Origin of the sequence: Halomonas sp. OfavH-34-E (assembly GCF_024124525.1) — a bacterium.
Lineage (GTDB): Bacteria > Pseudomonadota > Gammaproteobacteria > Pseudomonadales > Halomonadaceae > Halomonas > Halomonas litopenaei.
The window spans coordinates 1-21,963 of record NZ_JAMXRY010000026.1; the positions used below are offsets into that span (position 1 = coordinate 1).

Here is a 21,963-nt window from a genome sequence, read left to right on the forward strand (position 1 = left end):
CGCGCGCTGCACCGCCAGCGCCGCGGCGCAGGCGGTGGCGTGGCCGATATAGGTGTGGCCATGCTGGAAGAAGCCGGTGCCCTCGGCAATGGTGTCGCGGATACGCGCACTGGCCAGGGTGGCGCCGATGGGCTGGTAGCCACCGCCCAGGCCCTTGGCCACGGTCAGAAGGTCGGGGCTGACGCCTTCCTGCTCGCAGGCAAACAGGCGACCGGTGCGCCCCATGCCGCACATCACCTCATCGAGAATCAGCAGGATACCGTGACGATCGCAGATCTCGCGCACCCGCCGAAAGTATCCGGGCACCGCCGGCACCGCGCCAAGGGTCGCCCCCACCACCGGCTCGGCGACGAAGGCCATGACCCGGCGTGGCCCCAGCCGCTCGATGGTGTCCTCGAGTTCCACCGCGAGTCGCTCGCCGTAGGCTTCGGCGCTTTCGTCCGCGCGCTGGCCGCGATAGGCGTAACAGGGGCTGACGTGGGTGGTGTCGGCCAACAGCGGTTCGAAGGGACGCCGACGCCAGGCGTTTCCGCCGGTGGCCAGCGCCCCAAGAGTATTGCCGTGGTAGCTCTGGCGCCGGGCGATGACCTGGGTGCGCTCTGTCTGGCCGATCTCGAGAAAGTACTGGCGCGCCATCTTCAGCGCCGCTTCCACCGCTTCGGAACCGCCGGAGACGAAGTAGACGCTGCCGATGCCCTGGGGCGCGCGATCGACCAGAAAGTCGGCCAGCGCCTCCATCGGCTCCGAGGTAAAGAAGCTTGAATGGGCGTAGGCCATGCGCTTGACCTGTTCGCTGATCGCGGCCTGCACCTCGGGATCGCTATGCCCCAGGCAGGACACCGCCGCGCCGCCACAGGCATCGAGGTAGCGCTTGCCTGCGGCATCGATCAGATAGGGCCCATCGCCTGCCACCGCGGTGGGATAGGACGCCTTGAGGTGGCGGTGAAAGACGCGGCTCATGGAACCTCCAGCGGGTAGATACGACATCGCATAAATGCAAATATTAAATGCATTCTATTTTTACACAATGCATATATGCAAATCGTGTCTACGCCTCACCGGACAGACGCCCGCCAAGCTGGCACACTGGCCCGCTCGTCATTCAAGGAGACGCCATGCCCTCTCGCGACTCGAAGCCCGCCACCAAGCCACCGACCGAGCGGAGCGCTCGGCACCGCCCTGTTCGCCTCGGCGAATCGAGCACCCTCGGCGACCTGAAGGAACTGGCGGCGCAGATCCAGGCCGGTGACGGCGACGTTCGCCTGGGCAAACGATCGTTGCGGGTGCTGATGGCGCTGCTGGAGTCGCCGCAGGCGAGTGCGGTGGCCTCGATCAGCGAGCTGGCCGGGCGGCTCGAGGTGAACCCCTCGACCTTGACCCGGCTGGCCCAGCGCCTGGGCTTCGACGGCTTCGGCGAGCTGCAGGCGGTGTTTCGGCGGGATCTGGCCGACGGCGGCGAGCACTTCTACAGCGACCTGGCCTCGAGGCTGTCGACCGATCGCGACCAGGGTCAGGGTGTCGCCCGGTTGGCCCGGCTCGGACGCCAGGAGAGCGCCAACTTCGCCGGCCTGCTCGAGCGACTCGACGCCGATGACTACGACCGGGTGGTCGAGCTGCTGGCCCTCGCCCGTCGGGTCAGGGTCCACGGGCAACGCCAGTTTGCGTCGCTGGCGCAGTTCATGGCCTATGGGCTTGGCATGCTGCGTGCCGATACCGGGGAGCTGGATGCGGGACACCAGGGGGTGGCCGACGCCCTGGCGCAACTGGATGAAGGGGACCTGCTAGTGGTGATCAGCTGCTTTCCCTACACCACCAGCGTGCTGGAAACCGCACGGGTGGCGGCGCGGGCGGGGATTCGGGTGGTCGCCCTGACCGACAGCGAGTCGTCTCCGCTTGCCCGGGTCGCCGAATACCGTTTCCTGGTGCCTACCGACAGCCTGTTCTTCTCCAACGCCATGGGCGCCTTCTTCCTGCTGGCCCAGGGCCTGCTGACCGAGGTGGCCGATCGCCTGGGCGACGAGGGACTGGCCGCCCTCAAGCGGCGCGAGAAGATGATTCGCGAGCTGGGGGCGTCGCTGTAGCGCCAAGCAGAACCGACGGCGAGCAGGGCAGCCGGTACGCAAGCCACTCCGCCGTCAGGCCGACGCCTCCCTGAAATGCAAGCGGGCCCGCCAACTTGGCGGGCCCGCTCTGTCCGGAGGACAAGTTCGATCAAGAAGATAGGGATCGGCGATCGATCGCTCAGGGCAGCAGCACGGTAGACCCGGTGGTCTTGCGTGACGCCAAGGCGTCCTGGGCCTTGCCGGCCTCCGCCAGGGCGAAGCGCTGGGCCACGTCGATCTTTACCTTGCCGCTCTCGATCATGTCGAACAGCTCGTCGGCCATGTCCTGCAGCCGCTCCGGGCTGTCGGCGTAGCCGTTGAGGCTCGGCCGAGTGACGTAGAGCGCGCCCTTCTGGTTGAGGATGCCGATGTTGACCCCCTCGACCGGTCCGGAGGCGTTGCCGAAGCTGACCATCAGGCCGCGCGGCTTCAGGCAGTCCAGCGAGGTCTCCCAGGTGTCCTTGCCGACGCTGTCGTAGACCACGTCGACCATCTCGCCGCCGGTCAGCTCGCGCACCCTTTCGACCACGTCTTCCTTGGTGTAGTCGATGGTCGCCCAGGCGCCGTTGCGCTTGGCAAGCTCTGCCTTCTCGACGGAGCTGACCGTGCCGATCAGCTTGACGCCCAGGGCCTTGGCCCACTGACAGGCAATCGACCCCACCCCACCGGCGGCGGCGTGGAACAGGATGGTCTCGCCACCCTGCAGCGGGTAGGTCTGACGCAGCAGGTACTGCACCGTCAGCCCCTTGAGCATGGCCCCCGCTGCGGTCTCGCAACTGATCCCCTCGGGCAGCGCCACTACCTTGTCCGCCGGCAGGGTGTGCAGTTCAGCGTAGGCGCCCAGGGGCCCCTGGGCGTAGGCCACGCGGTCGCCTACCTGCAGATGATCGACCCCCTCGCCCACGGCGTCGACCACGCCAGCGCCTTCGGTTCCCAGGCCCGACGGCAGGGACGGCGCCGGATACAGACCGGTGCGGAAGTAGATATCGATGAAGTTGAGGCCCACCGCCTCATTGGCGACGCGTACCTCGCCGGGGCCCGGCTCGGCCGCCGGTGTATCGACGAGTTCCAGCACCTCGGAATCGCCGGTGCGTGCGAATTGAATCCGCTTGGCCATGAAAGGCTTCCTTACGCTGCTAACGGGTATGTACGCCCAGTCAAGCGCTCTGCTCGACCTCGGTCAAGTCCAAACTGGATTTGCCGTCGGCACAGCCGTGGCCACGGGATCACTGTCGGCGCTTGACAGCTCCATTGATGTCTACGAGACTCACCAACTGTATACAGTTCATATATAAACATGGATACATCTTGTGTGGTGCACCGCGCTTCCCTTTGCTGAACGCCGTGAACGGTCGTGGCAAACCCTGCACCCACCCTATCCAGCAATGAAAAGGACGCTGTCATGAAACATGCCCTGCTTTCCTCCGCCTCCATCCTCGCGATCACCGCCGTGCCGCTGTTCTCTGCCATGGCGGTAGCGGATGACGGCGCCGCGGACAACGTCGCCGAAGAGTGCCGGCTGACCATCGATTCCACTGACCAGATGCAGTACGACAAGAGCGAGCTGAGCGTACCCGCCAGCTGCGAGACCGTCAGTCTGACGTTGACCCACTCGGGCTCCATGGCGAAAGACGTGATGGGACACAACTGGGTGCTGGCCCCTACCGACGCCTATCAGGAGATCGCCTCCGCCGGCATGCAGGCGGGACTCGACAGCAACTACCTGCCGGAGGATGACCGCATCCTGGCCGCCACCGACATCATCGGCGGCGGCGAATCCACCAGCATCACCTTCGACACCGAAGGACTCGCCGACCAGGATCTGACCTTCTTCTGCTCCTTCCCCGGCCACTCCTCGATGATGAAGGGATCGTTCAGCCTCACCAGCGAGGGCTGAGCAACCTATACGGATCGACGGGCATCGATCCCTGACGGCGTGACCCGGGCCACCTCCGTTCTTGCTGCCCGCGAGCGGATCAACAACCACCTCGGCCCGGCAAGCGCCGACCCTTTGCCCAACGACGAAGCCCCGGCCCTCGCCTCCAAAAGAGGTAAGGGCCGGGGCTTCGTTGTTGCTACCACTTCTACTAGTTCATAGCGTCCGCGGGAAGGACCCAACAGGTGCCCTTCCGTCGCTGATCACAACGTCCGCGGGAAGGACTCCAGGCCTCTGACGAAGCGGTTCTTGTAATCTTCGAACAACGCCTTGTCCTGCTTGAAGTTGGCCACCACGGAGGCTTCGTCCACGGTCAGGGTACGCGGCAGATTGTCGAGGCTGGTGGCCGTATGCTTTGGCCCCAGACCGATCTGCAGCTCGCCCGGGCCCTTGATCCAGCGCTGGATACCGGCGGCGCTAAACTCGGCCTTCTGGGCATCGCTGACCACGTCCACCCGCAGCGGCGCCCGCAGCGCCAGTTCCGCCACCAGGCGAAGGGCGGGATTCAGCTTGCCCTTGCCGGCCGGCTTTTGCGCCTCGCCCTGGCTCTCGCTTTCCGCGCTGGTCTTGTTGCCGCCGTCGACCGCACTTTCGGCGTCAGGATCCAGCGACGTCAACTGGGCCACATTCATACTGGTACCGGCTTCGTCGCTGACCAGCAGGGCCAGCGCGATGGGACGGGACTGATCGTCCACCAGAGCGAGAAGCCGGGCGGCTTCCTGCTTGAACAGCACCCCGATGACGCCGGCGAAGGTGACTAGGGGGGCGATACCCGCCTGATGACCGTAGGCTTCCGCACACAGGCGTGCCAGGCAGGCTTCCCGCTGCTGGGGCTCGTTGATTTTGACGACCTTCATCACTGACCTCTAATTGCTGGCGCCGACCGGCGCTGACCCACTTGTCGAAACCGGCGAGACTAGCATATTCCAGGCAGCGACACCGCCCTCGGCGTACCGCTGCGACAGATGGGGTGTTCATGTCGTCGCCGTTCGGTCATCTTTGTGGCCCAACATGGAGGCGTGCAGCCTCTGGCTAGCAGGACGGTCATGTCCGATGATGACGAAAGCCGGTGCCATGTTGTGACGCCAAGCCAAGGAGAGCCCATGACGACATCTCGCACGCCCCTTATCGACCTGCCCCGCCTGATGGCGCATCGCGGCCTGTCGGCCCATGCACCGGAAAATACCCTGAGTGCCGTCCAGCTTGCCTGGGAAGCCGGTATCACCTGGGTCGAGCTCGATGTGCAATTGCTGGGTGATGGCACCCCGGTGATCTGGCACGACCCCGGCATGCGGCGCTGCTCCAACGGGCGCGGCAAGTTGAGCAAGTTGCGTCTGGAACAGGCCAGGGAATACGACGTCGGCGCCTGGTACGCCGAGCGCTTTCGCGGTGAGCGCATGGCGACACTCGACGACATGCTCAATCTGATCGATCGACGCGGTATGGCGGTCAACCTGGAACTCAAGGTGACCCGGGGACGCGACCCCGAAGCATTGGCCGAATCGGTGATCCCGCGTCTGCTGGAAGCGCTGCCGTTCGAACGTCGACTGGTGTCTTCCTTCAGCCCGGCGGCCCTCGATCACGCGCGCAGCATCGCCACGCCCGACCAGCTCGCCCTTGGGGTGCTGGTCGACAAGATCGGCAAGAACTGGCGGCACGACATGGAAGCGGTGCAGGCCTACAGTCTGCACTGCGACTGGAAGAAGCTGAAGGAAGAGCGGGCTCGGGAAGTCACCCAGAGCGGCACACCGCTGCTGTGCTATACCGCCAATGATCCGGTGGCCTTCGCCAAGTACTGGAAATGGGGCGTGACCACCGTCATTTCCGATGACCCCGAACGCTTTGCCGACAGTACGTAACTTGCCAAGGCGTATCCTTGAAGCGGCTCTGGCACTGGCATGGCCCTGTATTAAAAAGCGACCTGTCCTAAAAGCGACCCGTCCTGAAAGCAACCTGTCCAAACCTAGCGCTTGCTTGGCAGGCCAGCGGCCACTCGCTAGAGTGAGCTTGATATGTTGCTGCCAGCGAGCCACTTCATGCCCCAGGTATCTGACCTTCAGGTGTCACTTCACGACACAGACCGGCAATCGCTGTTTGTTCGTCGATGGCGTCCCGAGCCTGATACCCAGGGCGCGCCCATCGTGTTGCTGCATGACTCGCTGGGCTGCGTTGAGCTATGGCGGGATTTTCCCGAAGCCCTGTGCCAGACCACCGGCCGCGAAGTGATCGCTTACGATCGACTGGGCTTCGGCCAATCCACGCGCCACCCAGACCGACTGACCCACACCTTTATCGCCGACGAAGCGCACCAGGGCTTTGCCGCGCTTCATCGTGCGTTAAAGCTCGAGGGTTTCGTTGTTCTGGGCCATAGCGTGGGCGGCTGCATGGCTGCCGGTATCGCTGCCCACTACGACGATTGCCAGGCGCTGATTACCCTGGCGGCCCAGGCCTTTGTGGAAGAACGCACGCTTTCGGGCATCCGACAGGCCCGCGATACGTTCGCCCTGCCCGGCCAGATCGAGCGCCTGAAGAAGTACCATGGGGACAAGGCCCGCTGGGTGCTCGACGCCTGGGTAGAGACCTGGCTGGACCCCGACTTTCGGGGCTGGGCCCTGGATGACACCCTCAGACGGGTCCGGTGTCCTGTACTGGCGCTGCACGGTGACCAGGACGAATACGGCTCGCCAGAGCAGCCCGAACGCTACGCGCAACTACCTCAAGGGCCGTCACGAATGGTGTTGCTGGAGGGATGTGGCCACGTGCCCCATCGCGAGCAGCCTGACAGAGTCCTTGACTACATCACGAGCCTGCTGAGTGAGCAAATCAACGTAGATGATGGTGAAGAGCAAGGGACGCAATAGCGGATAATAGTACGCCTCATCGAACGGGCAATTGACAAAGACATTGCGCTCAAATGGCATACGCCGTCACTTCTTCGAGCGCAGAGACTTGGTTGCCTCAGATGCGCGCCGATATCGGACCATCTTCCTCAACCGATCAGGCGCAGAACCTTCTCCATATCCAGATGCTGCTCGATGGTGTCGGCCAGGCGGTCGAGTTGACGTTCGCGGTGGGCGTCGAGGTCTACCCGGCGGGTGTCCTCGGGCGGAAGCCCGAGGCGGGCGAGCAATGCTTCGCAGGCGTCGGGGCCGTCGAACAGCCCGTGCAGATAGGTACCCATGATCTGGCCATCCTGGCTGACGGCACCCTCGTCTCGTCCTTCCAGACGCATTAATGGCCGCGAAAGCGCCTCGCCCCGGCTGACGCCCTGATGAATCTCGTAGCCGTGGATGCTGCAGCAGCCGTCGGCGGTGTCGATGCGCCCGCTGACGCGTTTAAGGCGCTTGTCGGGGCGCATGGTAGTAGACATGGCAAGCCACCCGAGCCCTTCGACGCCGCCGGGCTCGCCCTCGATGCCGTCAGGATCGTCGATCCATTCCCCCAGCATCTGAAAACCGCCGCAGACACCCAGCACCCGCCCGCCGTAACGCAGATGACGCCGGATACGCTCATCCCACCCTTGGCTGCGCAGCCAGGCCAGATCCGCCCGGGTGTTCTTGCTGCCCGGCAACAGGATGACGTCGGCATCGGGCATCGGCTGGTCGGGGCCGACAAGGCTCAGGCTGACGCGGGGGTGCAGGCGTAGTGGATCGAGGTCGGTGTGGTTGCTGATCCGCGGTAGGGCCGGCACCACCACCTTGAGCATGTCACCCCCCGCGTGATCAAGCCGCTGCTCCAGCGACAGGCTGTCCTCGGCGTCGAGCCACAGCCCCTGCAGATAGGGAAGCACACCGAGCACCGGCCTCGCCTCGCGCTCGGCCAGCCACTCAAGCCCCGGTTCCAGCAGCCCGATATCGCCGCGAAAGCGGTTGATCACGAAACCCTTGATCCGCGCGTTTTCGGACGCGCTGACCAGCGCCAGGGTACCGCATAGCTGGGCAAAGACGCCGCCTCTGTCGATATCTCCGACCAGCAGTACCGGACAGTCCACCGCCTCGGCGAAGCCCATGTTGGCGATGTCACCTTCGCGTAGATTGACCTCCGCAGGGCTGCCCGCCCCTTCGGCGATGATGACGTCGAAGCGCTCGGACAGCCGGCGATGGCAGTCCATCACCGTCTGTCGGGCGGTGGTCTTGTAAGCGTGGTAGTCCAACGCGGCCATGCTGCCGTGGACGCGACCGGCCAGGATGACCTGGGCGCCCTTGTCGCTTTCGGGCTTCAACAGCACAGGGTTCATGTCGCTGTGCGGCGCTACGCGGGCAGCCTGGGCCTGCAGCGCGGTGGAGCGACCGATCTCGCCGCCATCCACGGTGACGGCACTGTTCAGCGCCATGTTCTGGGGCTTGAACGGGGCAACGCTGAACCCGCGCCGCGACAGTGCCCGGCACAGACCGGCGACCACCGTGGACTTGCCGGCATCCGAGGTGGTGCCCTGGATCATCAGCGTTGCCATACTAGCGCTCCCTTACAGCTCGATACCCTTCTGGGGATTCGATCAAAGCTCGATACCCTTCTGGGCCTTGATCCCTTGATCCTTGAAGGCGTGCTTGACCACCTTCATCTCGGTGACCGTATCGGCCAGTTCGATCAGCGCCTGGGGCGCGTGGCGCCCGGTCACCACCACATGCTGCATCGCCGGCCTGACCTGCAGGTCGTCCAGTACCCGGTCGAGATCCAGATAACCGTAGCGCAGGGCGATGTTCAGCTCATCGAGCAGTACCAGCGCGATATCGGGATCCTGAAGCAACTCGCGGGCCTTGTCCCAGGCGGCTTCGGCGGCGGCGACATCGCGCTCCCTGTCCTGGGTGTCCCAGGTGTAGCCCTCGCCCATGACGTGGAACGCTACCCCCGGCTGGCGGCGATAGAAGGCCTCCTCCCCGGTGGAGAAGGCACCCTTGATGAACTGCACCACGCCCACCTTCATGTCGTGGCCAAGTGCACGGGCCAGCATGCCGAAGCCGGATGAACTCTTGCCCTTGCCAGGGCCGGTCAATACCAGCAGTACGCCCTGCTCCTTGTCGGCACTGGCGATGCGCTCGGCCATGATCCGCTGCTTGGCGGCCATGCGCCGGGCGTGGCGCTCGGGATCAACGTTCTTCGGAGTCTGTGTCGTGGGGGACGGCGTCGTAGGGGACGTGTGCGTCATGGGAAACTTCCTTGATGGGGCGCGGCGAATTGAGCGACGAAGCCACCCGCGGCATGAAGACGGCGGCGCCATCGACCTCGGCGACGCTCAACGGCTGGTCGTAGAGCCGCTCGAGGGCCGACGTCACCAGCATATCGTCGCGTGGCCCCCAGCAGGCCGCGCCGTCGGGATACAAAAGCAGCAGATGGTCGCACCAGCGCGCCGCCAGATTGAGATCGTGCAGACACATCACCACGGCGGCCCCTTGGCTTGCCTGTTCGTCGAGCAGCGCCATGGTGGCCACCTGATGATGCAGGTCGAGGTGGTTGGTGGGTTCGTCCACCAGCCAGATCTGCGGCGCCTGGGTCAGTACCGTGGCCAGGCTGACCCGCTGACGTTCACCGCCGGACAGGGTCGCCAGCGGCCTGTGGGCCAGATGAGCGATATCGAGGCGTTCAAGCGCGCCCAGGGCGCGCTGGACGTCGTCCTCGCTTTCGTTCTGCCAGGCCCGGAGGAAGGGATGGCGGCCGATCAGCGCGGTCTCCAGCACGCTGGCCGGAAACTCGTCATGGCGCTCCTGGAACACCACGCCCAGTCGCTGGGCGACGGCGCGCCGTCGCCAGTCGGTCAGCGGCTGGCCATCAAGCGTCAAGCGCCCATGGCGCGGCGCCCTTAATCCGGCCAGGGTATGCAGGAGCGTGCTCTTGCCGGCGCCGTTGGGCCCGAGGATGCCCCAGCGACTGCCGGGCTCGATGGAAAAGGACAGCGGCTGACCATCCGCCCTGCCGGGCACGTCGATCACCAGCGCTTCGCAGGACAGCGAACAGGATGGCAGCGCCTGGTCGGTGGATGCGGGTCTGACAGCCATGAGCGCCCCTATCCCTTGCCGTGGCTGCGATGCAGCAGGTAGAGAAAACTCGGCACCCCGATCAGCGCGGTGATCACCCCTACCGGCAACTGCTGGGGGGCGATCAGGGTCCGCGCCAGGGTATCGGCCAGGGTCAGCAGGCAGCCACCGGCCAGCAACGAGGCCGGCAGGATCAGGCGCTGGTCGGCACCCAGGCGAAGGCGCAGCATATGCGGCACCATCAGGCCGACGAACCCCACCGATCCGGCGGTGGTCACCGCGGTGGCGGTGGCCAGGCTCGCCGCCAGATACAGCCCCCATTCCAGCGGACGCACCGCCACGCCCAGCGCCAGCGCCTGCTGGCCGCCGCGGGCAAGCACGTTGAGGGTCCGCCCCAGCGGCACCAGCACCAGCGCCGACAGCGCGGCGATCACCAGTACCGGCCAGGGACTGCGGGCATAGGCCATATCGCCCATCAGCCAGTAGAGCATGCCCGGCAGCTCCTCCACCGGGCTGACCGCCAGCAGGAAGGTGATGATCGCGCCCCAGCCGGAGGCCATGACGACCCCGGTCAGCAGCAGGCGTGCCGGTGACCAGCTGCCGCTGCCATGGGCCAGGCCAAATACCACCAGGATCGACACCAGCGCGCCGGCAAAGGCCGAGGCCGAGACCAGCGCCGCGCCAAGGCCAGCCAGCATGGCACACAGCGCCGCCACCGAGGCCCCGCCGGAGAGCCCGAGCACATAGGGGTCGGCCAGCGGATTGCGCAGCAATACCTGCATCAGGGCGCCGGCCAGGGCCAGCAAGGCACCGGTACCGAAGGCGGCCAGCGCACGGGGCAGGCGCAGCTCCCACACCAAGGTCTGGTGGAGGGGGCTGCCCTGCCCGGTCAGCGTCAGCCACAGCTCCATCGGTGACAGCGCGACGCTGCCCACCGACACGGCCAGCACCACCGACACCACACCGAGCAGCGCCAGCAGGCCCAGCGGACGACCTCGCCGGGTGGGCCGAAAGGTAGCGCTGGAGTCAGCGGCGTTCACGGGCAGCATCCAGATGTTGGCACAGGGCTCGGGTGCCCTCGACCAGGCGCGGCGTCGCCCGCTGCACCAGATCGGGGTTGATGAAATAGAGGTTGTCGCGGGCCACGGCGGTCATCTGCGGCCACTGGCGCCAGGCATCGAGCCAGGTGGAGTCCGCCTTGCCCATGCCACCGGTGATGATGACTTCCGGGTCCGCGGCCAGCACCGCCTCCCGCGACAGTCGAGGCACCAGCGGCGCCTCGTCGGCGAATAGATTGACGCCGCCACAAAGTGACAGCGCCCGACTGATCCAGTGCTCACCGTTGACGGTCATCAGCGGCTGCTCCCATACCTGATAGAAGACCTCGACCGGTGCTGCGTCAACGTAGCGTTCGCCGAGGGCCGCTACCGATTCTCGCAGCTCCCGGGCCGCGGTGTCGCCGGTATCCGCCGAACCGGCCAGGCGGCCGAACCGCTCAAGCGTCGTGGCGATCTGCTCGAAGTTGGCGGCGTCCGAGCGGAACACCGGCAGGCCGAGTTCATCCAGGCGTTCGACCTGCTGGCCAGGATTACCGCCGGCCCAGGCCACCACCAGGTCGGAGTCAAGCGCCAGTAACGACTCGAGGTCGAGTCTATCGTAGCTGCCCACCTGGGGCAGCGAGCGCGCGGCCTCGGGATAGTCGCTGAAGCTGACTACCCCCACCACCCGCTCGCCGGCCCCTGCCGCGAACAGCATCTCGGTGACGCTGGGCGACAGCGCCACGATACGCTCTGCCGGCGCCGACAGGCATAGCTCCCGCTCGGTGTCATCAACCACGCAGATGTCCTCGTACCCGCCGGGCGAAGAGGACGCCATGGCGGCACTGGCCAGCGCCGACAGCACCAGGCCAGCGCTGGCCGAGACAAGCGAGCGGCAGATGATCACAGGTTGAAGCCGACGCTCAGGTAGGCGGCACGTCCCGGGTTTTCGTAGTCCCAGAGTGTGCCATTGCTCGCGGTCACGTACTCGCGATCGAAGACGTTCTCGAGCGTCAGGTTGGCCTTCCAGTCCGGCGCAAAGGCCCAGCCGGCGCGCAGGTCCAAGGTGCCGTAGCCGGCCAGACGCTCGTCGTTGTCGACGTCATTGTAGCGGTGGTCCTGGGCGACGAAGGAGGCCCCCAGATTCCAGTCACCCAGCTGACGATCGGCGTCCAGGCGCAGGGTCTGGGAAGCGCGCCTTCTCAATTGCTTGCCCGTGTCGCGGTCTTCCGGGTCGGTATAGGCGACGCTGGCGGCCAGGGTCCACTGGTCGAGCTCGAGCCCGGTGGCAAGCTCCACCCCACGAATTCGAGCCTCATCCACGTTGACCAGACCGTCGTCCCCCGATGCGATCAGATCATCGACGTTGGTCTGGTAGAGCGCCAGATCCCAGAACATTCGCTGGTACTGGCCGCGCAGGCCGAGCTCCCAGGTTTCGGACTCTTCGGCGTCAAGGTCGCTATTGCTGTAATTGAAGAACTCTGGAAGATATAGGTCGTTGAAGGTCGGGGCACGGAAGGCGGTGCCGTAGCTAGCACGCAGGGTGTGCTGATCGTCGAAGGCGTAGCCCAGTGCCAGGTGGCCGGTGACCTCATCGCCGAACGCCTCGTTGTCGTCGTGGCGCAGGCCCGCCTGCATCGAGAATGGCTCAAAGTCCATCAACGCCTGGGCGAACACCGCCACATTGTCGCGACTGGTCTCTTGGTACTCGGTGGTGCCATCGACCTTGTCTTCCTGATACTCGGCGCCGGCGATCAGCTCGTGGGCGCCCAGCAGCAGGGTATTGTCCCAGCGCGCGGTACGCGTCTCGGTATCGATCACCGAAGTGCCAAAGGATTCAGAATGCGACTCCAGCTCATCGCGGGCCTCGCTCAGGGTAAGACGCGACGACCAGATATCGGTCACCGGCATCTCGGCGTAGACACCGGCCACCTGCTGCACATAGTCGGAGTCACCACCTTCGTATTCGTTGTTGCCACGGGCACGTAGTCCCAGCAGTCCGAGGTTGGCGCCGTTGTCGAAGGTGTGAGACAGGCTCACCAGACCCGAAGTGTTGTCGTAGGCCTTGTCCTCGCCGCCATCGCGAACCTCGGTGCCGTCGCTGTCCAGGCGGGTGGCGCTGAACTGGTAGGAGGTGCCGCCCTCGCGGCCCGACAGACTGGCCGAGGCCCGCTGGGTATTGAAGGAGCCGGTACCGAGCTGCACGCTGGGCGTCGGTCCCTGTTCATCGGGCTTGTCGGTGAACAGCTGAACCACCCCGCCCACCGCGTCGGCACCGTAGAGCGCACCACGAGGCCCGCGGACCACCTCGATGCGCTCGAACATGCGCGGCTCCAGGTACTGCCAGGCAGGTGCTCCAGTGGTGGCCGAGCGCAGGCGGATACCGTCGATCATCATCACAGTAGCGGAGCTGTCAGTTCCGCGAATAAAGACGCTCGCCTGCTTGCCGAAGCCACCGCTGGTGGACACGTCCACACCGGGCTGGCCACGCAGGGCGTCGGTAATGCTGACCGGATCGCGGCGTCTTAGCGCCTCTTCATCGATGACGCTGACCGAGGACAGCGACTGACTGGCGGTACGCGGCGAAAGCGTCGCCGACACCACCAACGGGTCGAGTTCGGTGGCGGGCTCGGTGGTGGGCTCAATAGAGGCCTGTTCGACGGAGGACGGCTCGGCGGTCGTCACGTCGGAGGAAGCGGACTGCTGGGCGCTGGCCTGGCTCACCAGTAGCCAAGGGGCGGCGGCAAGGCCGACGCACAGACGCAGGCCACGGGAGCGGCAGGCAACAGAAAGACGAGCAGGGGCGAAGAAAGCAGACGACATGGTGTATCCCTTGGCACCGTGCGCACCCGCACGGCGTAGACCCTCGAAGGCCGAGGAGCGAACAGGGGACACAGAACGCTGGACAGGACACCCGGGAGCGTCAAGAACACCAAACTGACAGGCAAGCGCTGCGCGTCGGGACCCCACCGCCCCTTGGCATGGCTCTTCAGGCCGGTCTCCGGGCTGACGAGATGAACCATCGAAGCGTTTCGACGGTTCGGCGCGTTCGCCTTCCCGTGACTGGCTGAGCGGGACACAGGGTCCGGTCGCATCAGGGGTCAAGGACCCTGTCACAGTGGCGTGGTGAGCGCGCTTGACTCGATCACCGTTGCGGGGGCAGCGTCGGATTGGCACCGACTTCCCGTTTCACCCCTCGTGTCTATTTCTGGCCACGGCGTCTTGCGTCACAGAGGACTGACGCCATGGTCATGCTGGCACGTTTCGGGGCACCTGAGAGTGCGCGTAAGCTAGCAATCGGCACAGCGGGCGTCAACGAAAAGCGCCGTTCGGCTTGTTCGATGGGGGCCATGCCGGCCCAGTTCGCTCAGTCCGCTCGGCCCGCTGCGGCAGCATCCTTCCCATCGAGTCGCATGGTCAGGCCATGGCGAACGTAGTGTACCTGGCTTGCCAGGCGCACTGCGTCCTGGGACAGCCAGCCCATCAGATCACGCAGACGGCGCTGGGCCGGGTCCACCGGGACGATGCCGCGCCCCACCTCGTCAAGCACCAGCACGCGCCGTCCCGGCGAACTGGCCCAGCCAGTGAAGGCCTGGCGCCAGCGCTGGCCCAGCCGGTCATCGTCGGCGCTTGCTGACTCGTTTTCACGTTCGTTCTCACGTCCGGCCCCAAGTTCGGCCTCGAGCCAGGCAAGCCAGCCGCTGATGACGAGGGTGTCGCCATCGTCGATGGCGGGACCAGCGCCAGCACCGGGCACCCGTCTCATCATCTCGTCGGCGTCGCGCCAACGTGCCTCGGGGTAGCGCTCGGCTACCCGCTGACGCTTGCCTGACGCGGTACCGCCGATGAAGACGTGCATGTGATGCCCTCTGCCTGTCGAATGAGTGTCCAGCGCCGACCTGCGGCCTGACCGACGACGCCCTCCCAGAACGGCACGCCCTCGAACTCTCGGCGCAGTTCGCGGATCACCCCGCCGTGGGTGACCACCAGCACGCGCCGGTGGCCTGCCTCGACGGCGGCATCGAAGATGGCGCCAAGGGCCAGCGCCAGCCGGTCACGCAGGTCCTGGGCGGATTCACCACCGGGAGGCGCCAGCTCCCCGGCGCTGTCGATCCACTCCCGGTAGACCGGATCGTCCTTGAGCTCTTCCCAGTTGCGCCCCTCGAACTCGCCGAAGTCGTTCTCGCGCAGGCGTTGGTCCAGGCGAGGCTCCGGCCAGCCACGTCCCTCGGCGATATGGGCCAGGGTCTGGCGGCAGCGGGTCAGGTCGCTCGACACCACGGCGTCGAAGCGCTCGCCTTCCAGTTCCAGGCGCAGCCGATCCATATCGGCCAGGGCGTCGGGCATCAACAGCTCGATATCGCGCTGGCCCTGGTAGCGCTTGTCCAGGTTCCACTGGGTCAGCCCGTGGCGAACCACCACCAGCTCGAGACACACATCAGAAGCCATAGTTCTCCTCCCTCGATGGCACTGCCCAGCATATCGCCGTTGATGCCGTGAAAGGCTCGGATCATCCCCCGGGCGAAGACCCAGGTAAAGCCCCCGCTGGCGAGCAGAACCCCCACCAGCCCGGCTACGTTCGTCCCGCCCGGCTCCAGCAGCAGTCCCGCGGAAACCACCACCAGAAGAGGAACCAGGGCAAGCACCAGGTCGCGCCAGCCAAGGCCCTGCTGCCAGCTATGGGCGAGTCCCTCGGGCCGAGCAGCGGGTACGCCGATCAGCAGCGCCACCGCGCTGGCTCTGGCCAGGGCGGGTACCACGACCAGCCACAGCAGAGCCCCGTCGGTCGTGAGCCACCACCACAACAGGACCGCCTTCCAGGCCAGCAGGAACACCAGCGCCAGCACGCCAAAACTGCCGACCTGCGGGTCCTTCATGATCTGCCAGCGGCGCTCGAGCGGCGCATTGCTGCCCAGCGCATCGGCCAGGTCCATCACACCGTCCAGGTGCAGCCCACCGGACAGCGCCACCCACAGCGTCAGCAGCACCAGTGCCTGGATCGGCGTGGGCAGCGCTGAGGTCAGCGCGGCGGCCACGGCCAGCAGCACGCCGATCAAGAGCCCCACCAGCGGGTAGCAACGCGCCGCCCAGCGGCGGTTGGCGCCGTTCCAGTCGATCATCACCGGCAACGGTATCCGGGTCAGAAACTGGATCGCCAGCCCCAGCCCGGCCAGTGCCGGCAGCACTCGCGGCCTTTGATCACTCACTCGGTTCTCCTCTACCCAGCCTGTTGCCCGCTCCTGCCCTCACGTCAGCGGGACGTTCCCCCGCCGGCTTCCACTCGATGGCCTGCCCCGCGACCACCTCCACCACCCGATCGGCACACCGCGCCAACAGCAGGTGCAGACGCTGGAGCTCGCTCAGGTACCAGCGCACCAAGGCGTCCTTCGGCGGCAATTCCTCGTTGAGGTCGTTGGATACGACCACCAGCGCGATATCACGTCGTCGAGCGTCCGCGAGCAGCGCTGCTAGTTGGTTAAAGGCGTCTCTCGCCGCAGCGCGCCGGTCGTCACGCTCGAGGCCGTCGGCAAACAGGCGCTGACTCGACCACAGCGTCAGGCAATCCAGCAGCACGGTGTCGCCTGTGCTCACCTGACGCCAGGCGACCAACAGGTCCTGCGGTGCCTCCAGCGTATGCCAGCGGCTGTCACGCCGGGCCTGGTGGCGCGCCACCCGCGTGGCCATCTCGCCCTCCTCGGCCCTGGCGGTTGCCAGGTACCAGAGCTGCCCCCGGGGCTTGTCGGCGTGGAGCGCCAGTGCCGCCTGTTCGGCAACGTGACTCTTGCCCGAACGCACGCCACCGCTGACAAAGGCGATCATCGGTTCTCTCCACGAGACTGGGCGTCGCCGAGCCAGTCGCCGAGCCAGTCGCCAAGCCATCTGAGCAGGCGATCATTGTCGGCTCGGCGCTGCAGCGCCACGCGAATCCAGGCGCCGTCCAACCCGTTGAAGGTGTGGGTGTGGCGAGCCAGACAACCATGACGTGCCAGATACGACAACAAGGCTTCGCCATTGGCCTGCGACGGCTGGCCCGGCGGCCTGAACAGCACGAAATTGGCCTGGGAGTCCACCACCGTCAGGCCCAGATCGCGCAGGCCTGCCGTCAGATAGGCACGCTCGGAGTGAAGCCAGTCGCGCGTGCGACGCGCAAAGTCGCCATCGGCCAGCAGCTCGGGAACTACTGCGGCAGCCAGGCCGTTGACGCTCCAGGCCACCTGATGGTGTTGCAGCGCACGACAGCGCTGCGGGGACGCCACCAGATAGCCAAGCCGCAGCCCCGCCAGGGCGTAAAACTTGGTCAACGAGCGCAACAGCACCAGCGGCTCGCCCTGTTCCACCAGATCGGTGAGCGGGGCTTCATCGTCGGCAAAGTCGACGAAGGCTTCGTCGATGACCACCAGGGTGTCGCTGCGCCTGGCCGCCGCCACCAGCGCTTCCACGTCACTTCTGGGAAGGCGCGTGCCGGTGGGATTGTTGGGGCGACACACAAACACCAGATCGACAGGGGCAAGGCGCGCCGAGAGCGCCTCGACGTCCAGCCGGAAGTCATCTCCGCTGAGCTGCAAACGCTCGATCTCGATATCGTTGAGCCGGCATGCCCGGGCGTACTCACCAAAGGTCGGCTCGATGATCAAGGCGCGGGTGCGACGATAGGCCCGGGCCACCAGGTGGATCGCCTCGGCGCCGCCGTTGGTCAACACCACCGACGGTGGCGCTATCCCCAGAGACGCCGCCAGGGCCGCCACGGCGTCCCGGTGCTCGGGGTCAGGATAGTGGCGCACCTCGTTCATGGCGCGGGCGAGCCAATCAGCAAGCCAGGCCGGCGGGCCCAGCGGGTTGAGGCTCGCGCTCACATCCATGGTCGGTGTCACCGACGACAGGCCAAGTCTGTCGAGCAGCGTCGCGCCCTGGCCGCCGTGATCAGGCCAGCAAGAGCCCTGGCCCTGCGTTGGCGTCTGGCTCGCGCTTGTGTCGCTCAGGTGCCGAGTGTGGGTCGATGTCATCGCACGGCCTCCAGCACCAGGATGATCAAGGCCAGCAGTGTCAGCACGCCCGCCGTACCGGCGTAGAGACAGCGAATCGCGGCGTCGATGTGACGCGCCTTTAACGTCTCGGTGGGCGTACCCAGCCGCGCCCGGTCGCTGATCTGATCGCCGTAGCGGTTTACCCCGCCCAGCTCGACGCTGAGCAGATTGGCCACCATGGCCTCCGGCCAGCCGGCGTTGGGACTGGGGTGGGCCGGTGCCTGCCGGCACGTCGCCGACCAGGCGCCGCGCCTGCGCAGCCCCGGAACCACCGCAGCAAGACACCACATGGCCAGCGCCGTCAGCCGAGCCGGCAGCAGGTTGACCAGATCGTCGAAGCGAGCCGAGGCCCAGCCGAACTCGCGGTAGCGATCGCTGCGATGGCCGACCATGGAATCCAGAGTATTGGCTGCCTTGTAGGCCAAGGCCAGGGGCGCACCGCCAAGCAGAGCCCAGAACAGCGGTGCGGTGATGCCATCGACGGTATTTTCGGCCACGCTCTCGACGCACGCTCGGCTCACCCCGGCCTCGTCGAGCTCCCGGGTATCGCGCCCGACGATGGCCGAGACCGCGCGCCGCGCCTGATACAGATCGCCCCTTGCCAGCGGTGTGGCCACCGCGCGGGCCGCCTGCACCAGGCCCCGGCAGGCAAGGCAGGTCCACAAAAGCAAGCCCTCCACCACCAGCGCCAGCCAGGGCGAGACGACACCGGCAAGGCCAATCGCCAGAGTGGCCAGCGTCCATGCAAGCCCCACCACCACCAGCGTGAGCACCACGCCCTTGGCTCGACGCGCCTGCGGCCTGCCACGGTTAAGCCGCGCTTCCAGGGCGCCGATCAGTCGGCCCATGCCGACCACCGGATGCGGCAACCAGCGTGGATCTCCCAGCCAAAGGTCCAGCACCAGGGCGGCGAGCACCAACGCCAGCAACTCGGGGCTCAGTGGCGGCAGCGTCATGGGAACCACCACCCCCTGGCCGCGCTGTCGTCATCTACTCTCACGACGTCTGCTCGCCTCATGCCGACGGGCCACCCTCGACTCCGGCGTCGGCGAATGTCGCCATCTCGCTGAGCATGGCGCAGGCACTGGCGAGCAGCGGATACGCCAGGGCCGCGCCGCTGCCTTCGCCCAGGCGCAGGCCAAGTGACAACAGCGGCTCACCGCCGAGTGCGGCCAGCGCCTCACCGTGACCGGCCTCATCGCTGCGATGGCCAAACACCAGGTAGTCGCGCACGCCAGGCGCCAGCCGAGTCGCCGCAAGGGCCGCTACCGTGGCGATAAAACCGTCCACCAGCACCGGCGTGCGACCCGTCGCTGCGCCCAGGCAGGCCCCTGCCATGGCGGCGATCTCGAGCCCGCCCAGACGCGCCAGTGTATCGAGGGCGGTATCGCCAGTGCCCCGTGCCAGCGCCCTGGCGATGACCTTGCGCTTGTGGTCCAGACGCGCATCGTCGATACCGGTGCCACGCCCCACCACCTCCTCGGCGGAAAGGCCGGTAAAGGCGGCCAGCAGAGCACTGCTTGCGGTGGTGTTGGCGATGCCCATCTCTCCCAGGATGACACAGCGGGCACCCGCAGCGCGGGCGCGCTCGACGGCACGAATGCCGACCTCAAGCGCCGCCTTTACCTCGTCGGGACTCATGGCGTCCTCGCAGGCGATATTGCCGCTGCCCGCCCGCACCCGATCGAGCACCACACCCGGCACCTGGTCGCTGGGCGTGGCCACCCCAACGTCGACGACCTCGAGCCGGGCATTGATCTGGCGGGCGAAAACGTTGATGGCGGCGCCCCCGCGGGCGAAGTTGGCGACCATCTGGGCGGTGACCGAGGCCGGAAAGGCCGACACGCCTTCCGCCGCCACCCCGTGGTCTGCGGCGAACACGATGATGGCCGCAGGGTCGACCCGGGGTAACGGCTCTCCGGTCATCGCCGCCAGATCCGCAGCGAGCTTCTCGAGTCGACCCAGGCTGCCGGGGGGCTTGGTCAGGCTATCGAGACGTGCACTGGCCAGGCGGCGGGCCTCAAGGTCCAGCGAAGGAATGCGGCCAATATTGGAGGAAAGAGTTGAAGCAAGGGGTGACTCAAGGGTCGAGTCAAGCGTCGAGGCGGGAGTAGAGGACGAGGACTGGTCACGCACGGCGATATCCTGATGGCACAAACGCCGCCCGGGCGGCGAATAAGAAAAAGACCGCCCGAGCCTTCAGACACGCAAACAGGCGGGCAACAAGCCGCCGAGCTTAGCAGATCACCGAAAGGCGATCTTCCCTCGGAAACGGATCCGCGATCGAGCGTCTATGCTGCAGGTCGTGCTGCAGGTCGTGCTGCGGGTCGTGCTGCGGGTCGCCTTGCCTCATTCAAACCCCGTTCGAGCCCCGTTCGAGGCCCCCGCATTCATCATGATTCGACAGGACGACCGACGCCGCGCCCGGGTGGGCACGGCGTCGGTATCTATTCATGAAACGGTTCTACTGGTGATACCGCTCGAGCGTGACCTCAGGCAAAGACGTTGAGACACCAGGTGATGGCGGGCACGGAGACCATGTCGATCAAGACGGCGCCACACAGCGGAACGATGATGTAGGCCTTGCTCGATACCACCTTATAGTGGTCGCAGACGGCGCCCATGTTGGCGAAGGCGTTGGGCGTAGCGCCCAGGCCAAAACCGATAAAGCCGGCGGAGAGTACGGCGGCGTCGTAGTTGCTGCCGAGCGAACGAAAGACCACCAGCGCCGCGATGGCAATGATCACCAGCGTCTGGATCATCAGGATCAGCGCCAGGCCAAGTCCCATGCCCTGCAGCTGCCAGATCTTCAGGTTCATCATGGCCATGGTCAGGAAGATCGCCAGGCTGACTTCTCCGATCAGATTGATGGCACGCTCGGACACCTCGACCAGGCGAAGGTGATCGTTCAGGTTGCGCAGCACAATGGCCACGAACATGGCCCCGACGTAGCTTGGCAGCACGATGCCGAGTTTCTCTTTCATGAATTCGCGGCAGGCCAGGCCGATGACCATCACCGGCACCACCACCGCCATGGCCTTCAGTACCCGATGCGGGGTCAGCGTCTGATCATCTTCGCTCAGGTGCTCCTCGTGCAGATCGGCAAGCCCGCCGACCTCCTCGGCCTCGATGCGAAGCTTGAACCGCTCGATCAACCAGCGGGCGAGAGGCGCGCCCAGCAGACTACCGGTGATGACACCGTAGGTGGCCGCCGTCATGGCGGCGGTCAGGGCGCCGTCGGCACCAAGCGCTTCCGCCTCTGGCCCGAAGGCCGCCGCACCGCCAAAGCCGCCTTCCAGCGAAGGCCCGCCCGCCATCAGGCCGATCAAGGGGTCGAGCCCGATCATCGAGGCGACGCCGATACCGATACCATTCTGCACCAGCACCAGGGCCCAGCAGGTCAACAGGAAGATCACCAGCGAACGCCCGCCCCTGGCCAGCACCGAGAGGCTGCCACCGAGCCCTACCGTGGCGAAGAAGGCGATCATCATCGGATCCTGAACGCTGGTGTCCAGGTCCAGCGTCAGCACGTCCATCGATCGCAGCAGCCATACCAGCACGGCGAAGCCGATGCCCCCGACCACCGGCGTCGGTACGCACATGCGCTCGAGCCACTCCACCCGGCGCCGAAGCTGAATGCCCACCATCAGCAGGACCAGCGCCAGCGCCATTGTTTCCACTGCGTTCAAGCCTATATTCATCTGCCTTCGCTCTCCTTCGCCCTCGAAGGACACCCTCCTGGTGACTCTCGGTGCGGCTACGCCAGGTGTCCGCCCTTAGACTACTGGACAAACATTCAGGCATGAGAGGGGCCTATTTGTCGTGGAGCAAGCTTTTGCTCCCTCTTGTGTCCTCAGCGGTCCGCCCCACCCGAGGGAGGGTCCAGGCAGA

The 21,963-nt window shown here is 66.1% G+C and carries 21 protein-coding genes and 1 riboswitch; of the genes, 4 read left to right on the forward strand and 17 right to left on the reverse strand.

Features of this window, described 5'->3' with window-relative positions:
- The coding region (locus tag NH448_RS12625) for an aspartate aminotransferase family protein (RefSeq protein ID WP_253028832.1) at positions 1 to 960 on the reverse strand (960 nt) is incomplete at its 3' end.
- 155 nt (positions 961 to 1,115) lie between these two features.
- On the opposite strand from NH448_RS12625, the gene NH448_RS12630 reads away from it, so the two are divergent.
- A complete protein-coding gene (locus NH448_RS12630; protein ID WP_253028833.1) occupies positions 1,116 to 2,081 on the forward strand; it encodes a MurR/RpiR family transcriptional regulator in 966 nt (321 codons plus the stop codon).
- Between the two features lie 160 nt (positions 2,082 to 2,241).
- Here NH448_RS12630 and NH448_RS12635 read toward each other — a convergent pair whose 3' ends face one another.
- Complete coding sequence (locus NH448_RS12635) at positions 2,242 to 3,219, reverse strand: NADPH:quinone reductase (protein WP_045994597.1); 978 nt, start codon at positions 3,217 to 3,219, stop codon at positions 2,242 to 2,244.
- Between the two features lie 285 nt (positions 3,220 to 3,504).
- Here NH448_RS12635 and azu point away from each other — a divergent pair, with 285 nt between their 5' ends.
- On the forward strand, positions 3,505 to 3,999 hold the full coding sequence (azu, locus tag NH448_RS12640; RefSeq protein WP_222568957.1) for an azurin: 495 nt from the start codon (positions 3,505 to 3,507) through the stop codon (positions 3,997 to 3,999).
- Between the two features lie 242 nt (positions 4,000 to 4,241).
- On the opposite strand, the gene NH448_RS12645 is transcribed toward azu, so the two are convergent.
- Positions 4,242 to 4,895, reverse strand: coding sequence for a hypothetical protein (locus NH448_RS12645; RefSeq protein ID WP_213229602.1), 654 nt, complete (start codon positions 4,893 to 4,895; stop codon positions 4,242 to 4,244).
- Between the two features lie 246 nt (positions 4,896 to 5,141).
- On the opposite strand from NH448_RS12645, the gene NH448_RS12650 reads away from it, so the two are divergent.
- Complete coding sequence (locus NH448_RS12650; protein ID WP_253028834.1) at positions 5,142 to 5,897, forward strand: glycerophosphodiester phosphodiesterase family protein; 756 nt, start codon at positions 5,142 to 5,144, stop codon at positions 5,895 to 5,897.
- 177 nt (positions 5,898 to 6,074) lie between these two features.
- Positions 6,075 to 6,899, forward strand: coding sequence for an alpha/beta hydrolase (locus NH448_RS12655; RefSeq protein ID WP_253028835.1), 825 nt, complete (start codon positions 6,075 to 6,077; stop codon positions 6,897 to 6,899).
- A gap of 128 nt (positions 6,900 to 7,027) precedes the next feature.
- Here NH448_RS12655 and NH448_RS12660 read toward each other — a convergent pair whose 3' ends face one another.
- The 14 genes from NH448_RS12660 to gltS form a co-directional block, all read right to left on the reverse strand.
- Positions 7,028 to 8,491, reverse strand: a complete 1,464-nt coding sequence (locus NH448_RS12660) for a cobyric acid synthase (RefSeq protein ID WP_253028836.1) — start codon at positions 8,489 to 8,491, stop codon at positions 7,028 to 7,030.
- A 42-nt stretch (positions 8,492 to 8,533) separates the two neighbouring features.
- Positions 8,534 to 9,184, reverse strand: a complete 651-nt coding sequence (gene cobO, locus NH448_RS12665; RefSeq protein ID WP_253028837.1) for a cob(I)yrinic acid a,c-diamide adenosyltransferase — start codon at positions 9,182 to 9,184, stop codon at positions 8,534 to 8,536.
- A complete protein-coding gene (locus NH448_RS12670) occupies positions 9,126 to 10,031 on the reverse strand; it encodes an ABC transporter ATP-binding protein (RefSeq protein ID WP_253028838.1) in 906 nt (301 codons plus the stop codon). Before NH448_RS12670 ends, cobO begins: the two co-directional genes overlap by 59 nt.
- 8 nt (positions 10,032 to 10,039) lie before the next feature.
- Complete coding sequence (locus tag NH448_RS12675; RefSeq protein ID WP_253028839.1) at positions 10,040 to 11,059, reverse strand: iron ABC transporter permease; 1,020 nt, start codon at positions 11,057 to 11,059, stop codon at positions 10,040 to 10,042.
- Positions 11,037 to 11,954 carry a cobalamin-binding protein gene (locus NH448_RS12680; protein WP_366078191.1) on the reverse strand — a complete coding sequence of 306 codons (918 nt, stop codon included), beginning with the start codon at positions 11,952 to 11,954 and terminating at the stop codon, positions 11,037 to 11,039. The genes NH448_RS12675 and NH448_RS12680 overlap by 23 nt, the downstream gene beginning before the upstream one ends.
- A complete protein-coding gene (locus tag NH448_RS12685) occupies positions 11,951 to 13,870 on the reverse strand; it encodes a TonB-dependent receptor (protein WP_253028840.1) in 1,920 nt (639 codons plus the stop codon). Before NH448_RS12685 ends, NH448_RS12680 begins: the two co-directional genes overlap by 4 nt.
- Positions 13,871 to 14,021: 151 nt before the next feature.
- A riboswitch (cobalamin riboswitch) is annotated at positions 14,022 to 14,288 on the reverse strand.
- Between the two features lie 126 nt (positions 14,289 to 14,414).
- Complete coding sequence (locus NH448_RS12690) at positions 14,415 to 14,906, reverse strand: bifunctional adenosylcobinamide kinase/adenosylcobinamide-phosphate guanylyltransferase (protein ID WP_253028841.1); 492 nt, start codon at positions 14,904 to 14,906, stop codon at positions 14,415 to 14,417.
- Positions 14,858 to 15,496 (reverse strand): histidine phosphatase family protein, encoded by a 639-nt coding sequence (locus NH448_RS12695; RefSeq protein WP_045994588.1) that lies wholly within the window; start codon positions 15,494 to 15,496, stop codon positions 14,858 to 14,860. Before NH448_RS12695 ends, NH448_RS12690 begins: the two co-directional genes overlap by 49 nt.
- Positions 15,448 to 16,254 carry an adenosylcobinamide-GDP ribazoletransferase gene (gene cobS, locus NH448_RS12700; RefSeq protein WP_253028842.1) on the reverse strand — a complete coding sequence of 269 codons (807 nt, stop codon included), beginning with the start codon at positions 16,252 to 16,254 and terminating at the stop codon, positions 15,448 to 15,450. Before cobS ends, NH448_RS12695 begins: the two co-directional genes overlap by 49 nt.
- Positions 16,247 to 16,867 (reverse strand): bifunctional adenosylcobinamide kinase/adenosylcobinamide-phosphate guanylyltransferase, encoded by a 621-nt coding sequence (locus tag NH448_RS12705; protein WP_253028843.1) that lies wholly within the window; start codon positions 16,865 to 16,867, stop codon positions 16,247 to 16,249. Before NH448_RS12705 ends, cobS begins: the two co-directional genes overlap by 8 nt.
- Positions 16,864 to 18,051, reverse strand: a complete 1,188-nt coding sequence (cobD, locus tag NH448_RS12710; RefSeq protein WP_253028844.1) for a threonine-phosphate decarboxylase CobD — start codon at positions 18,049 to 18,051, stop codon at positions 16,864 to 16,866. The genes NH448_RS12705 and cobD overlap by 4 nt, the downstream gene beginning before the upstream one ends.
- On the reverse strand, positions 18,048 to 19,028 hold the full coding sequence (gene cbiB / locus NH448_RS12715) for an adenosylcobinamide-phosphate synthase CbiB (RefSeq protein ID WP_108448886.1): 981 nt from the start codon (positions 19,026 to 19,028) through the stop codon (positions 18,048 to 18,050). The genes cobD and cbiB overlap by 4 nt, the downstream gene beginning before the upstream one ends.
- A 58-nt stretch (positions 19,029 to 19,086) precedes the next feature.
- A complete protein-coding gene (gene cobT, locus NH448_RS12720) occupies positions 19,087 to 20,208 on the reverse strand; it encodes a nicotinate-nucleotide--dimethylbenzimidazole phosphoribosyltransferase (protein ID WP_275886755.1) in 1,122 nt (373 codons plus the stop codon).
- Between the two features lie 356 nt (positions 20,209 to 20,564).
- Positions 20,565 to 21,773, reverse strand: coding sequence for a sodium/glutamate symporter (gltS, locus tag NH448_RS12725; protein WP_253028845.1), 1,209 nt, complete (start codon positions 21,771 to 21,773; stop codon positions 20,565 to 20,567).
- Positions 21,774 to 21,963 lie beyond the last annotated feature (190 nt).